Source organism: Burkholderia pyrrocinia (genome assembly GCF_003330765.1).
Taxonomy (GTDB): Bacteria; Pseudomonadota; Gammaproteobacteria; order Burkholderiales; family Burkholderiaceae; genus Burkholderia; species Burkholderia pyrrocinia_B.
The window spans coordinates 479,055-493,714 of record NZ_CP024904.1 but is presented as its reverse complement, the minus strand read 5'-3'; the positions used below and the strand labels follow the sequence as shown (position 1 = coordinate 493,714).

General features: G+C 64.3%; 12 protein-coding genes. 8 read left to right on the top strand and 4 right to left on the bottom strand.

Features of this window, described 5'->3' with window-relative positions:
* The first annotated feature begins 34 nt into the window (after positions 1-34).
* Together CUJ89_RS35300 and CUJ89_RS35290 are read left to right on the top strand one after the other, a co-directional pair.
* Positions 35-955: a bestrophin family protein gene (locus tag CUJ89_RS35300; RefSeq protein WP_114182062.1), complete on the top strand. Its 921-nt coding sequence runs from the start codon at positions 35-37 to the stop codon at positions 953-955.
* Positions 956-1,119: 164 nt separating this feature from the next.
* Positions 1,120-1,506: a VOC family protein gene (locus tag CUJ89_RS35290; protein ID WP_114182061.1), complete on the top strand. Its 387-nt coding sequence runs from the start codon at positions 1,120-1,122 to the stop codon at positions 1,504-1,506.
* Between the two features lie 197 nt (positions 1,507-1,703).
* Here CUJ89_RS35290 and CUJ89_RS35285 read toward each other — a convergent pair whose 3' ends face one another.
* The gene (locus CUJ89_RS35285) at positions 1,704-2,513 is read right to left on the bottom strand and encodes an IclR family transcriptional regulator (protein WP_114182060.1); all 810 of its coding nucleotides are present in this window, start codon (positions 2,511-2,513) and stop codon (positions 1,704-1,706) included.
* Between the two features lie 172 nt (positions 2,514-2,685).
* Between CUJ89_RS35285 and CUJ89_RS35280 the strand changes: the two genes are divergently transcribed.
* From CUJ89_RS35280 to CUJ89_RS35255, 6 genes are all read left to right on the top strand, one after another.
* On the top strand, positions 2,686-3,672 hold the full coding sequence (locus tag CUJ89_RS35280) for a hydroxymethylglutaryl-CoA lyase (protein WP_114182059.1): 987 nt from the start codon (positions 2,686-2,688) through the stop codon (positions 3,670-3,672).
* Positions 3,669-4,961, top strand: coding sequence for a CaiB/BaiF CoA transferase family protein (locus CUJ89_RS35275; protein WP_114182058.1), 1,293 nt, complete (start codon positions 3,669-3,671; stop codon positions 4,959-4,961). Before CUJ89_RS35280 ends, CUJ89_RS35275 begins: the two co-directional genes overlap by 4 nt.
* An 83-nt stretch (positions 4,962-5,044) precedes the next feature.
* Entirely contained in the window at positions 5,045-6,352 is a 1,308-nt protein-coding gene (locus tag CUJ89_RS35270) for an MFS transporter (RefSeq protein WP_114182057.1), read from the top strand.
* Position 6,353: 1 nt separating this feature from the next.
* Complete coding sequence (locus CUJ89_RS35265; RefSeq protein WP_114182056.1) at positions 6,354-7,484, top strand: amidohydrolase family protein; 1,131 nt, start codon at positions 6,354-6,356, stop codon at positions 7,482-7,484.
* A 1,002-nt stretch (positions 7,485-8,486) separates the two neighbouring features.
* Positions 8,487-9,980, top strand: coding sequence for an alkaline phosphatase family protein (locus CUJ89_RS35260; protein WP_114182055.1), 1,494 nt, complete (start codon positions 8,487-8,489; stop codon positions 9,978-9,980).
* Positions 9,981-10,134: 154 nt separating this feature from the next.
* Positions 10,135-11,268: a porin gene (locus tag CUJ89_RS35255; protein ID WP_114182054.1), complete on the top strand. Its 1,134-nt coding sequence runs from the start codon at positions 10,135-10,137 to the stop codon at positions 11,266-11,268.
* A 115-nt stretch (positions 11,269-11,383) separates the two neighbouring features.
* Here the strand turns inward: CUJ89_RS35255 and CUJ89_RS35250 are convergent, their stop codons facing one another.
* The 3 genes from CUJ89_RS35250 to CUJ89_RS35240 all read right to left on the bottom strand — a co-directional run bounded on the left by CUJ89_RS35250 (position 11,384) and on the right by CUJ89_RS35240 (position 14,659).
* Positions 11,384-12,289, bottom strand: a complete 906-nt coding sequence (locus CUJ89_RS35250; protein ID WP_114182053.1) for a LysR family transcriptional regulator — start codon at positions 12,287-12,289, stop codon at positions 11,384-11,386.
* A 191-nt stretch (positions 12,290-12,480) separates the two neighbouring features.
* The gene (locus tag CUJ89_RS35245; protein ID WP_114182052.1) at positions 12,481-13,707 is read right to left on the bottom strand and encodes a pyridoxal phosphate-dependent aminotransferase; all 1,227 of its coding nucleotides are present in this window, start codon (positions 13,705-13,707) and stop codon (positions 12,481-12,483) included.
* An 82-nt stretch (positions 13,708-13,789) separates the two neighbouring features.
* The gene (locus CUJ89_RS35240; protein WP_114182051.1) at positions 13,790-14,659 is read right to left on the bottom strand and encodes an ABC transporter permease; all 870 of its coding nucleotides are present in this window, start codon (positions 14,657-14,659) and stop codon (positions 13,790-13,792) included.
* Position 14,660: the final 1 nt, after the last annotated feature.

Below are 14,660 nucleotides of genomic sequence, written 5' to 3'. Positions count from 1 at the left end.
CATAGCGTATTTCTTCGGCAGTCGAGAAAACATCATGATCGTCAGACCACAACAAAACTGGCTCAGGATGCTGTTCGTGTGGAACGGCTCCGTGCTGCAATCGATCATTCCGCAACTCGTGTTCATGGCGATCGTCAGCACGCTGGCGGTCTTCACGAACGGGCGCATCTTCGGCGAGAAGATTCCGCTCAACACCGCGCCGTTCACGCTGTTCGGGCTCGCGCTCGCGATCTTCCTCGGGTTTCGCAACAACGCGAGCTTCGAGCGCTTCAAGGAAGCGCGGCATCTGTGGGGCAACCTGCTGATCGCGTCGCGCACGCTGACGTCGCAGATCCGGCGCTATCTGCCCGACAGCATCGGCGACGCGGAACGCAACCGGCTCGCCGATCTGCTGATCGCGGTCACCTATGCGCTGAAGCATCAGTTGCGTCATACCGATCCGACCGAAGACCTGCAGCGGATCCTTGGCACGGCGCACGCCGACGTGCTTGCGCGCAAGTGCTACAAGCCGGTCGCGATCCTCGACGAACTGCGCGGCGAGATCGTCCGCGTACTGGGCCGTGCACCCGGCAGCGACGTGACCTGCTGGATGCTCGACGCGCAGCTCGACGAGCTGGGCAAGTCGGTCGGCGGCTGCGAGCGGATCCTGACCACGCCGATTCCGTTCTCGTACAGCGTGCTGCTGCACCGTACCGTGTACGCGTATTGCGTGCTGCTGCCGTTCGGTCTCGTCGATTCGACGGAGTTCTTCACGCCGCTGATCTGCGTGTTCATCTCGTACACGCTGATCGCGCTCGAAGCGATCGCAAGCGAGGTGGCGGAACCGTTCGGTCTCGCGCCGAATGCGCTGGCGCTCGATGCGATGACGCGGACGATCGAGCGGTCGGTGCTCGAACTGCGTGATCGCGCGATGCCGGAGGAGTTCGTGCCGGCGTCGACGTACCAGATCACGTAAGCGGGCGCAAAGCGGGCCGCCAGCGGTTCCTGCACGATCACAGCTACGCGGTGATCGCCGACGACTTCGACGGCTATCTGCGCAAGCCGATAGACGGCGGATATGCGTTTGTCATCGATTTCGACGAAGAATAGCGAAGGGCGATCATTTCAGGAGAACGCGCGATGCGAATCTACGTGACGAGTATTTTTGTCGACGACCAGGACAAGGCGTTGACGTTTTATACCGACAAGCTCGGGTTCAAGCTGAAGAACAACATCCCGGTGGGCGAGTTCCGCTGGTTGACCGTGGTGTCGCAGGACCAGCCGGACGGCACCGAACTGCTGCTCGAACCGAGCAACCATCGTGCGGTGGGGCCTTACAAACAGGCGCTGTACGAGGACGGCATTCCGGCGGCATCGTTCCAGGTCGATGATCTCGACGGCGAGTTCGCGCGGCTCACGGCGCACGGCGTGCGGTTTACGCTGGAGCCGATGGACGCAGGGCCCGTGCGCGTCGCGATCATCGACGATACGTGCGGGAATCTGATTCAGCTGATGCAGATGAAGTGACGCGTCGCGCGGGCCGATCAGGCCACGGCGACCTGTGAATGTGACTGAAAGGATGATTCGAATCGACCGTTGTTCGATCAGGCGCTTGGCAGGCTGAGAAAACCTGAATCGACTGAATTACTTGGATTTGAGCCAGCGCTGGTCGGTGAGTTGGCCACCGCCTATATTGCGAGAACGGCCAACCCACGCTCGCAATACTATGCGGGGTCGTCCGCTGCCGACGCGAGCCGCGCGAGACTGTCGCGCACGGCGGTCGCATCGTAGCGTGCGCCCGCGCCACCGAGCGCGACGGTCGCCTTCTGCGCGAGCGGCAGCAGCATCGCGAGTGCCGCCGCCATCGCCGGCGCGGCGGCGAGCCGCGATTTCGGGCCCGACACCGTCAGCGCGCCGACGCATTCGCCGGCCGCGCCGAACACGGGCGCGGACGCCGACGCCGTCTCGGGGTCGCGCTCGCCGTACGACGCGGCCCACAGGTGTTCGCGCACGTCGTTCCAGCGTGCGTCATGCGTGTCGGTGAAGGCCAGCAGCACCTTCCCGGACGCGCCCTGGCGAACCGGAAATTCCTCGCCGACGCGAATCGACACGCGCACCGCGCGCGCGGGCTCGACCCGGTAGAGCACCGAGCGCATGTCGCCCTGGCGCACGTAGAACGACGCCGTTTCCCCGAGTTCGCGGCTCAGCGTCTCGAGCAGCGGCTCGACCACCGGGCCGACCCGGAACGAGCGCTGGTACAGCGCGGCGAGCCGCAGCGGCTCGTGCCCGATCGCGTACTGGCCGTCGTCGAGCTTGCGCACGAAGCCGCCATGTTCGAGCGCGGCGAGCAGGCGCAGGATCGTGCTCTTGTACAGCCCGGTGCGGCGCGACAGCTCGGCGAGCGACAGCCGGTCGTCGGTCGGTCCGAATGCACGGAGGATCGCGAACGCACGATCGAGAACGGCGACGCCGCTGGAGGCTTCGGCCGACGAATCGGGCTCTTCGCCGGCGTGATCTGCTTGAGTCGTAGGCACTGCGTGCTTCCTTCGGATGATGTTCTGCCGACTATATCGTTCCGTCTGGCAGAACTCAAGTTCCATAAAATCGCAATTTCACGGGTATACCCCGCTTACAGCCCATTCGATGCGCATCTAAAGTTCTGTCAAACAGAACGATGTTCTTTCAGATAGAACTATGAGGTGTCGAATGAGCGTTTCCGAATATCCGAAGGTGCTGGTGAGCGAGGTCGGGCCGCGCGACGGCCTGCAGAGCATCAGGACCGTGATGCCGACGGCTGGCAAGCTGCGCTGGATCACCGCGCTGGCCGCGGCCGGCCTGCGCGAGATCGAGGTGGGGTCGTTCGTGCCGGCCAGGCTGTTGCCGCAGATGGCCGACGTGCGCGAAGTCGTTGTGCACGCGCTGGCGATTCCGGGGCTGCACGTCGCCGCGCTCGCGCCGAACCTGCGCGGTGCCGAACACGCATTCGACGCGGGTGTGCACAAGCTGACGCTGCCGGTATCGGTGACGGAAGCGCATTCGCTGGCGAACATCCGCAAGACGCCCGCGCAGATGATCGACGAAGTGCGCGCGATCGTCGCGCTGCGCGATGCGCGGTTTCCGTCGGTGCAGATCGAAGCGGGCGTGTCGGTCGCGTTCGGCTGCACGATCGCGGGCGCCGTCAGCGACGACGAGACGATCGCGATGGCCGTCGCGATGGCCGAATGCGGTGTCGACGAGATCGGCCTGTCCGATACGAGCGGCTATGCGAACCCGGCGCAGGTGCGCCGGTTGTTCGCCAGCTTGCGGCGCGAAGTCGGCGACAAGGCCGGCGGCGCGCATTTCCACAACACGCGCGGGCAGGGGCTCGCGAACGTCGTCGCGGCGCTCGACGCGGGCGTGACGACGATCGACGCGAGCCAGGGCGGCCTCGGCGGTTGTCCGTATGCGCCGGGCGCGACCGGCAACATCGTCACCGAGGATCTCGTGTTTCTGCTCGAGTCGATGGGGTGCGACACGGGTGTCGACGTCGACGCGCTGCTCGCTGCGCGCGCGATCCTGCATGCGGCGCTGCCGTCCGAGGCGCTATACGGCCACGTGCCCGACGCCGGGTTGCCGAAGGGCTTCCGCTATGCGGACGGCCGCGCACCGACCGCGGCCCAACCGGAAGGTTGCCTGACGGGAGTCGCGCAATGAACGATCGCCAACCGGCTTCGGCGCTGCCGTACGAAGGCGTGCGCGTGATCGAGATGACGCACATGGTGATGGGTCCGACCTGTGGAATGCTGCTCGCGGATCTCGGCGCGGAAGTCATCAAGATCGAGCCGCTCGCGGGCGACAGCACGCGTGCGCTGCGCGGCTCCGGCGCGGGCTTCTTCGGGATGTTCAATCGCAACAAGAAGAGCCTCGCGGTCGACGTGAAGGATCCGCGCGGGCTGGAGATCGTGCTGCGCCTCATCGCGACGGCGGATGTCTTCAGCGAGAATTTCAAGAGCGGCACGATGGACCGGCTCGGCCTCGGCTATCCCGCGCTGTCGACGCTCAATCCGCGCCTCGTCTACGTATCGCACAAGGGCTTCCTGCCGGGGCCCTACGAGCATCGCACGGCGCTCGACGAAGTCGTGCAGATGATGGGCGGCCTCGCATACATGACAGGCCCCGACGGGCGGCCGCTGCGCGCGGGCTCGAGCGTAAACGACATCATGGGCGGCATGTTCGGCGCGATCGGCGCGATGGCCGCGCTCGCGCAGCGCGAGCGCACCGGCCGCGGCCAGCAGGTGCAGAGTTCGCTGTTCGAGAACAACGTATTCCTCGTCGCGCAGCACATGATGCAGTTCGCGGTGACGGGGCAGGCCGCGTCGCCGATGCCGAGCCGGATTTCCGCGTGGGCCGTCTACGACGTGTTCTCCGTGAAGGACGGCGAGCAGATCTTTCTCGCGGTCGTGTCAGACACGCAGTGGGCGCTGTTCTGCGATGCATTCGGCCTTGCCGCGCTGAAGGACGATCCGCGGGTCGCGACCAACAACCTGCGCGTGCAGGCGCGCGAGTGGCTGCTGCCCGAGCTGCGCGCGCGGCTCGCACCGCACTCCGCCGCGGAGATCGGCGCGATCTTCGAATCGATCGGCCTGCCGTATGCGCCGATCACGAAGCCGCAGGACCTGTTCGACGATCCGCATCTGCTGGCAACGGGCGGCCTCGAAGCCGTGACGCTGCCGGCCGATGCGAGCAGCGCCGGGCGGCCGGTCGACACGCGCACCGCGCTGCTGCCGCTGACGCTCGCGGGCGAGCGCCTGCGGCTGCGCGCGGCGCCGCCCGCACTCGGCCAGGACACGCGCGCGCTGCTCGGCGAGCTCGGCTATACGCCGGACGACGCGCGTGCGCTGATCGACGCCGGCGTCGTCGCGGGGCAGCACGGCGCGGACGGCGCAGCGCAGGGCGACGGGCCGGGCGGCGCACCTTCGCCGAACGAAGTGGCGAGCGCGTAGCGCGGCCGCGATCCATCGAACGAACAAAGGCGCCCCGGCCGCGCAACGCGCGGGCGCGGGCCGCCACATCCACGGAGACAATCATGACAACCGCTTCCCCGGCGTTCGCCGCCGACCGCGAGTCCGACGCGGCGATCGAGCAACGGGCCGTGCGCAAGGCAGCATGGCGCTTCATTCCGCTGCTCGCGCTGGCCTACTTCTTCAACTATCTCGACCGCACGAGCGTCGGGTTCGCGGCGCTCACGATGAACCGCGATCTCGGGCTGAGCGCGACGCAGTTCGGCTGGGGCGCGGGGATCATGTTCGCCGGCTACTGCGTGTTCGAGGTGCCGAGCAATCTCGCGCTGTACCGCTTCGGCGCGCGCCGCTGGCTCGCGCGCATCATGATCACGTGGGGGCTGATGGCGGCGGCGACCGCGCTCGCGACCGGGCCGACGAGCTTCTACGCGATCCGGCTGCTGCTGGGCATCGGCGAGGCCGGATTCTTTCCGGGCGTGATCTTCTTCCTCGCCGTGTGGTTTCCGCCGAGCTACCGCACGCGCGTGCTGGCGTGGTTCACCGTGTCGACGCCGCTGTCGTCGCTGATCGGCGGCCCGCTGTCGACATGGCTGCTGCAGCTCGACGGTGCGCTCGGGCTCGCGGGCTGGAAGTGGATGTTCATCGTTGAAGGGCTGCCGGCGTGCGCGCTCGGTTTCTTCGTGCTGAAGCTGCTGTCCGATTCACCGGCGGATGCCGCGTGGCTGTCGGGCGACGAACGCGCCGCGCTGCAGCGCGCGTTCGAGCGCGAAGGCGCGGCCGCCGGCCGGAAGAAGCGCTTCGGCGTCGCGTTGCGCGACGTGCGCGTGTACGTGCTCGCGCTGATCTCGTTCGGCTTCACGATGGGCTCGTACGGGATCGGCATCTGGCTGCCGCAGATGCTGAAAGCGCACGGGATGTCGACGATGCAGACGGGCTGGCTGTCCGCGGTGCCGTACTTCTTCGCCACGATCGCGCTGCTGTGGTGGGCGAAGCGTGTGGATCGCCGCGGCGGCCCGGTCGCGAACCTTGCAATCGGACTGTTCATCGGCGCGGTGGCGCTCGGCGTGTCGACGCATTTCCTGACGCTCGGGCCCGCACTGGTCGGCATCACGTTCGCACTGATCGGCACGATAGCCGGACGCACGATCTTCTATACGCTGCCGTCGCGTTTCCTGTCCGGCCAGGCAGCGGCCGGCGGACTGGCGCTGATCAACTCGATCGGTGCGCTCGGCGGGTTTGCCGGCCCCTATCTCGTCGGCTACCTGAAGGACAGCTTCGGCACCTTCACGGCCGGCATGCTCGGCCTCGCGATCGTGCTGGCGATCACGACGCTGCTCACGCTGTCGCTGTACGCATTCGACCGGAGCGAATGACATGGACACGACCGTTTCGATCAAACGACGCCGGCTGCTCGGCGCGGCCGCCGCGTCAATCGCGCTGCCCGCGTTCGCCGATACGCAAGCGCCGGCCCAGAAAGGAGCTACCCGCATGATGACGCAAAGCAACTATCTCGCGGTGCGCAACGACTGGCTTGCCTCTGGGCTCGAACCCGCACTCGAACCGGATCTGCCAATCGTCGATTCACACCATCATTTCTATGAGCGGCCGGGCTGGATCTATATGCTCGACGACTATCTGCAGGATGCGCGGTCCGGCCACAACATCCAGGCGTCCGTATACATGCAGGCGCAGACGCGTTACCGCGATGCCGGCCCGGCCGAACTGAAACCGGCTGGCGAGACGGCCTATGTCGCCGATGTGACCGAGCCGCTCCAGCACGGGCGTCCGGCCGTCGCGAAAGGCATCGTCGGCCACGCGGACCTGCGGCTCGGCGAACGCGTGCGCGATGTGCTGGAAGCGCATCTCGAGGCGGGACGCGGGCGGTTTCGCGGCGTGCGGCACCTGAGCACGTGGGATGCCGATCCGACGCTCGCCAACCCGTTGTCGGCGGTGCCGCGCGGGCTGCTGCTCGATGCAGCGTACCGGGCGGGCGTCGCGCAGCTCGCGCCGCTCGGGCTGTCGTATGACGCGTGGCTGTTCTTTCCTCAATTGCCGGAGCTGTTCGATCTCGCGAAGGCGAACCCCGACACGCGGATAGTCGTCAATCACTGCGGCGGCGTCGTGCGGATCGCGAGCTATGCGGACAAGCGGCCGGAGGTCTTCGAGCGCTGGCGGGCGTCGATGCGCGAACTGGCGCAGCTGCCGAACGTATTCGTGAAGGTCGGCGGCCTCGGGATGCGCATCAACGGGTTCGATTTCGAGAAAGGCGAGCGGCCGCCATCGTCCGAACAGCTCGCCGATGCATGGAAGCCGTGGATGCTCACCTGCATCGAGGCGTTCGGCGCCGAGCGCTGCATGTTCGAGAGCAATTTCCCGGTCGACAAGGGTTCGTATCCGTACGGGAGCGGCTGGAATGCGTTCAAGCGGCTGACCGCGCATGCGAGCCCGGATGAGCGCGACGCGCTGTTCCGGGGTACGGTCACGCGCGCGTACCGGCTCGCCTGACGCGTCCCACGCACGTCGCCTCGCGCTAGTCCGTCCCGACCTGCGCCGTGAGCCCGGCGAGCGCCATGCGCCAGCCGCCCTCGTTGTCGGCGGCCGACACGGCGTCGACGTGTGTCGACGCCTCGTCCGATACTTGCGCCGATTACGAGGTCTGGTTGATCGCCACGCGCGCGTACTGTTAGTGAAAGCGAGGCTACGCCAGGCTCGTGTGAATGGAGAAACGAAGGGGAGGGTGAAGATCGGCGGGGCATGTGTTTTAACACGTGGCGGAAGCGTCGCGTTACAGATGGACGCGTTGATTCAGAACATGCATGCATCGATCATGCTGAAATGGCCGCATAGCGGCCGCTGGCCGACGAACTGATCTGTTCATCGTGCTTGTCGCTTGTGTCGCGTCACCCGATGCTATTGCTCGATATGCCTTAGCGAGGGCATTGTGAGTTTGCTGTCGACGTCGCTCGGTCTTCGTGATGATGGCTCGATGTCTGCGGCCCATGGAAAGCCGTTTGTCTATGGCGTAGCCGCGACGGCAACTTTCTTGGAAACGGCGTACACACGGTCCGTACATCTGTCATCCCGAAGGCGCCTCTACGTGCAAACGTGTACGGAAGCCCCGTCAAAAATAGCTCGGATATTCCGACGGTTTGATGGGCGCGATAATGGCGTTTGAAATTCAATCCATCGCATTCTGCGATCAACGTCATTGGCATGTCGCGGACGGACTCGAAAATCCATTCGTGTTTTTTGAAAGCAAACCGGCACGGCTCGTGGTCAGTGTGGTTTGACTGCACCAAGCACTGCTTGAGTAATCGTTTGACCATGACGAAAAGCGATGATTGTATTGCCGTCCGCGGCCAGGATTGGGGCGCGCCTCGGCTTTGCGGGACTTCTCGTGTCGATCGTCAAATCAACTGACTTGGCCGAGCCGGGAATCGCTGGCCGCAGTAATGGAGCAACGGTCACTGGCAGTTACATCGAGACTGGATTGGAAAAGGTACGGAAATGGAAGCAAGGAAACGTGTACTCGTCGTCAGTTTTGATGGTCTTCGCCCTGATCTGATTTCTCGCCACCTGACGCCGAATTTGCACCGCATGCAGCGAATGGGCATCACGTTATCGAGCCACCGTACGGTCTACCCGAGCGAGACACGTACCGGCTTCCCAAGCTTCGTCACCGGCGCGACGACCGGAGCACACGGAATGGTAGGTAACGCGTATCTCGACCGTTCCGTTATCCCGCAGCGATATATCAATACAGCGGACGCCATACTGGTCCGGCAACTGGACGTGCAGAGCCGCGGCCGCCTGATGTCCGTGCGGACGCTTGGCGAGATATTGGCCGCTGGCGGTCGCAGCCTTGCCGTGCTTTCCACCAACTATGCGGGCACGACCCGCCTGTTTCACCACAAGGCGGAAGACTTCGGCGATATTCGCCTGTCAGGTTATTTCCGCGAGGCGTGCACGCCAGCTGACGTACTGGAAGCTGTTGAGACGCGAGTCGGGCCGCTGACGGCGATACCACCCGAATATGAACCCGACAGGGCCGGACAGCGCTGGATCACGTCGGCGTTTCTCGACGTGGTCTGGCCCGACCACCGGCCCGATGTGACGATACTTTCCTATGGCGAGCCGGATAACGCATCCCACTATCACGGCACGGCGGCCGCCGCGACACAGGACATCATCGCCTATTGCGACTACGAGTTTGGCCGTGTCCTCGACTGGTGGGAATCTGAAGGCCGCGCCGCCGGTGTCGAGCTTCTGGCCATCTCCGACCATGGCCATATCACTGGCCATACCCGTGTTTCCGTGATTGATAGTCTGCGAGACGCGGGTTTCAAGCCCGGCGCCGCGCCAGCGCCCGATGTCGATGTCGTGGTCGTGCCGGGACAGGTCGGGGCGCTGTATCTTGCCGACCCGAGCGACAGACAGGTTTCTCGCGTCGTGGCCGCGATTACTGGCGAACCGTGGTGCGGCCCTGTCTTCACGCGCGGGAAGGATGACACGTTTGGGGTCGCGCCCGGCAGCCTCGGCCGGCATCTCGTCTTCGCCGATCATGCGCGTGCGCCCGATGTGTCGTTTTCCTTCCGTGCCAATGACGATGTCGATGCTTTCGGCCTCGTCGGCGGCGCGTTCTTTGCCGGCAACGGAGCCCCGGGACGCGGCGTTCATGGTGGCCTGCATCGAAACGAAATGGCTGCTGTCGGCGTGGTCGCCGGGGCAGCGTTTGCAGCGCATGGAACGGTATCGACGTTGCCTTCGGGCATCTGTGATTTCGCGCCGACCGTTCTGCATTTGCTCGGGATTGCGCCACCCACCGGTATGACCGGACGTGTGCTTCATGAGGTTCTGGCGCACCAGAACATGCCGGCCCCAGATGTCCGCCATGAAGTAATCGAGACACGGCTTGGCAATTACAGGCAGCGTCTGCACCGCGTTCATGTCGGAAGTACGGCGTATGTCGACAGCGGCACTGCGGAAGGGCTGAGCGGCTGACCCGGACGGCGGAGCACGCGCCGGCGATTGGCGCATCACAATGGTGTTGACGTATTTGCCCACCGGCTCGGAAAACGGTTGAACGTGATCCGTTGGGTCGACCCCATAAATCAATTCAAATTAAACAGTAATCCTAACTACGCATGGAGAATGCATGAGGACAATTGCGGTTTCAACCATGTCGGCCGGCATCGCACTGATCGCTACTCAGGCGCAGGCGCAGTCGACGGTGACGCTTTATGGCGTCATCGACACCAGCGTGATGTATATCCATAACAGCGGAGGGCGCCCGACGCAGCTCTCGTTGGTCAGCGGCGCGGAATCCGGATCTCGATTCGGCCTGAGGGGCGCCGAGGATCTCGGCGGCGGCCTGAAAGCCATCTTCCGGCTCGAGAACGGCTTCAATGCGGCGAATGGCAAACTGGGGCAGGGCGGGCGCATGTTCGGCCGGCAGGCTTATGTCGGATTGGCGGGCGACAACTGGGGCACCGTGACGCTGGGTCGTCAGCTGGATCCGCTGGTCGATCTTGTGCAGCCCGTTCAAGGGAACAAGTGGCTTGGCGGCTTTTTCAGCACCCCTGGGGACATCGATAACGCCGATAACAACGCGCGATTCAACAATTCTGTGAAGTGGGCGAGCCCGAACTGGTCGGGGCTGCAGCTCGTCGCCATGTACTCGTTCGGCGGTATTGCAGGCTCGGTAGGTTCAGGTCAGACATATAGCGGCGCGGCCTCGTATAGCAGCGGCGCGCTGTCGCTGGCTGCCGGCTACCTGCATATCGACAACGGCAACGCGGTGCTGTCTTCGCGCGGCACGACATCCTCCGATTCACTGTTCAATAGTTCGGTGAACAACGCATACGCGTCGTCGCGGTCGATCGATATCACGCGCGCGGGCGGCAGCTACGTGCTTGGGAGCATCACGTTGGGGGGCTACTACAGCTTTTCGCAATACAATCCGGACGCGAGTTCGGCGTTCGGAAAGTCCGAGAAATACCACAACGGCGAAGTGTATGCGCTGTGGCAGGCGACACCTGCATTGCAGACGCAGATCGGGTACGACTACCTGAAGTCGTATGGCGATTCGTCGGCCCGGCAGAACCAGTTTTCCGTCGGCGTGGACTATCTCCTGAGCAAGCGCACGGACGTCTACGGCGTCGCGGCCTATGCGCACGCGAGCGGACAAAACGGCAAGGGCGCGGCTCAGGCCGTGATCGGTTCGAACAATGTCGATTCGGGTTCGAGCAAGCAGGCGCTGGTGGTAGTCGGCCTGCGTCACCGGTTCTGACGGCCAATCGCGATGAAGGGAAGGACGATTCGTCGTTGCACGGATCGGTCTTCCCCTTTCGCACCTCGCTCCCGCGGTTGCCTGCGGATTTGCTCGAAGCGCTTCGGATGATGGCTTACGGCTGGGCAGGTGCCCCGACGCGTTTGCACAGCTGGGTCATCCAGCGGCAGAAGGCATGGGCGAGATCCGGATTGCGGCTGCGGTCGGTTGCGTAAGCACGATAGCGCATGCCGCTCGGCGTACGCGTGCCGGGTACGATTCCCAGCAATCCCTGGCGAATCAGGTCGGCGACGACAATCTCCGGCGCGACCAGCAGGCAGCGGCCGGTGGTGACTGCCGGCAATGCCAGATAGTGGTGGTCGTAGCGGGCCCCCGACAGGATGTCGGCGGGCTTCAGTTCCATGGCCTTGAGCCAGGTCGGCATGATGTCGGGGCGCGACGTGACGGCGAGTACCGGCATGGCGCTGACCGCGTCGAGGCCGCGGCCCGCGATGTTCTGCGGGGCGCCGACGCAGACGAGCTGCTCGTCGTGAATGTCCCAGCGGTCCGACGGCTCGGCCAGCACCAGATCACGCGTCAGCAGGACGTCGAAACCGTCGGTAGACGACGGCATCGACAGCGACGTCGTGATGTCGACGAGCGTGCCGCCCATTTCGCGTGAGAAGTCCTGCAGATTGGGGACGAGCAGTGTATAGGCGAACGTGGACAACGAGGTGCGCACAACGAGCCGATTGGTTTCGCTGAGATCACGCCGCCGCATGCGTTGGGCGGTGAACAGGATGGTTTCCAGCGGCTCACCTACCGCGTCGGCGAACAGGCGGCCGAATTCGGTCAGTTCGCTGTAGCGACCGCGCCGCTCGATCAGCTTGGACCCTAGATAGGCCTCCAGTACCGCGAGGTGACGGCTGACCGAGCTTTGCGTGATGCCGAGGCTCTTCGCGGCACGCGTGACGCTGCGTTCGCGGGCAATTTGCACGAATGCCCGTACCGCGTTGAGCGACAGATCTTCTTCGTCCGACACACCTGTTCCCTGCAAAAAATGACCGGAGTAAAACCAGTTTGAATCAGCAGGCGATCACCGCCCTGGGCCGTCACGTTATCGTATTTATCGATAGGCGTCATGCACGGTTCAGTGAATGTCTGTCATGACGGTGATCGGCTGCGAATCCCACGTGACATTGGAGAAAGCGGGGCATTACCTCCCGTCTCCGGTCATCGCAACGCCGCGCACGCATGGGCGATTCGATGCGTCGCATCATGCAGTTCCTTGTCCGAGGCGGCGTAGGACACGCGGAAATGACCGGGGAGCTCAAATGCGGTACCCGGTACAACTGCGACACCCGCATTACGCAGCAGGTACATCGCGAAATCCGCATCGGTCTCGATCCGCGCGCCCTCCGGCGTGCGGCGGCCGAGCAGGCCGTGACAGCCGGGAAACGCGTAAAAGGCGCCTGGCGGCACGTCGCATGTCAGTCCATCGACTGCACGCAGCGCCGCCACCATGCGGTCGCGGCGCTGTCGGAATGTGTCGACGAAGTCGCGCAGGAAATCCGTCGGACCGTCAAGTGCCGCGATGGAAGCGGCCTGGCTGATCGAGCTCGTGTGCGACGTCGACTGCGACTGCACGAGATTCATTGCCTTGATCAGTGCAAGCGGCCCTGCGCCGAAGCCGACCCGCCAGCCGGTCATTGCGTAGGCCTTGGATACGCCGTTGATGGTCAGCGTGCGGGCGGCCAGTTCGGGCACCACGGCTGCCGGTGTCGAGAACGGGGTGTCGTCGTAGCGGATTTTCTCGTAGATGTCGTCCGCCATCACCCAGACGTGGGGATGGCGCAGCAACACTTCGCCCAGCGCGACGAGTTCGTCGTGGCCATATACCGCCCCGCTCGGATTGGAGGGCGAATTCAGCATCAGCCATTTCGTGCGTGGCGTGATGGCGGATTCGAGGCGCGCAGGCGTCAGCTTGAACCCGCTGTCGGCGCCACAGCGAACGATGACGGGCCGCCCGCCCGCGAGCCTGACCATTTCGGGATAGGACACCCATGCAGGCGTCGGGATCACTACTTCATCGCCGGCGCCGACGGTGGCCTGCAAGGCGTTGTAGAGCAGTTGCTTGGCCCCGCAACCGATCTGGACCTGGTCCGGATCGAAGCTCAGGCTATTGTCGCGCTGAAATTTACGCACAACGGCTTCGCGCAGGGCCTGCGTGCCGGCGACGTCGGTATAGCGGGACTGGTTGAGGTCGATGGCGGATTTGGCCGCTTCACGTATGTGCTGCGGCGTCGGGAAATCGGGCTCGCCCTGGCTGAGCGCGATGACATCCCGGCCTTCGCGCCGGAGCTGACGGGCGAGGCGCGTCATCGCGCCTGTCGCGGAGGGCTTGGCGTTCAGGACACGTTGTGCCAGGAACGTTGATTCGGTGGTGATTGAAGGAGTCATTGGATGATGCGTGTTCCTGAAGTTCGACGGTGGAAAATCAGCGTGAAGCCAAGCGCATCCTCGGCCCGGGATGCCTGCGTGGTCATTCGGTGGTGTCGAGTCGATCGCGAAGCCAGTCTCCGACGATCGATATGGCGAGTGCCGTCAGCGAAATCACCAGGGAAGGCGACAACAAGATCCACGGCGCGCGCGTGAGGTAGTCCCGGCCGTAGCCAATCATCGCGCCAAGTGACGTCATCGGCGGTTGCACGCCGAGGCCGAGAAAGCTCAGGCCGCTTTCCACAAGCATGATTTCGGGAAACGCCAGGGTCATCGAAACGATGAGCGTCGACGCGATATTGGGCAGGATGTGACGGACGTAGATCCGCAGCGGATGGGCCCCGAGCTGCCGTACCGCGGCGGCATAGCCTTCGCCCTGGGCACGCAAGGCCAGGCCACGCGCGATACGGGCATAGCGCTCCCATCCGTAGAGCGAAAGCAGCATAACGAAGATGGTGAGCGAATTGCCAACGAACGCGAGAACGGCAAGCGCGAGGATAAGAAACGGCATCGACGCCTGGAAATCGACAAGGATCAGCACGAGGCTCTCGACCGGGCCGCGAAAGTGGGCGGCAACGAAGCCCATGATTGTTCCAATGGCTGCGCCGATGATGGTGGCGCCGAAGGCAATCATGATGCTCATTCGAATCGACAGCAGTAGCCGGGAAAGCATGTCGCGCCCGAGTTCGTCGGTGCCGAGCCAGTGCGTCGCGGTTCCGCCAAAGCCAATCGGCGGCGCAAGACGGTTGCGCAGATCGATGGCCGAAAAGTCGAAAGGCATCAATTTGTCGGCCAGAACGGCGAGGATGATCATCGCAGCGATCCACAGGATCGCGAGGCCGACTGACGCCGGAACGCGCTGCATTGACCGCGCCTTGCCGGCGGTATCGGTGCTGTTCTTCACGGAAGCCATC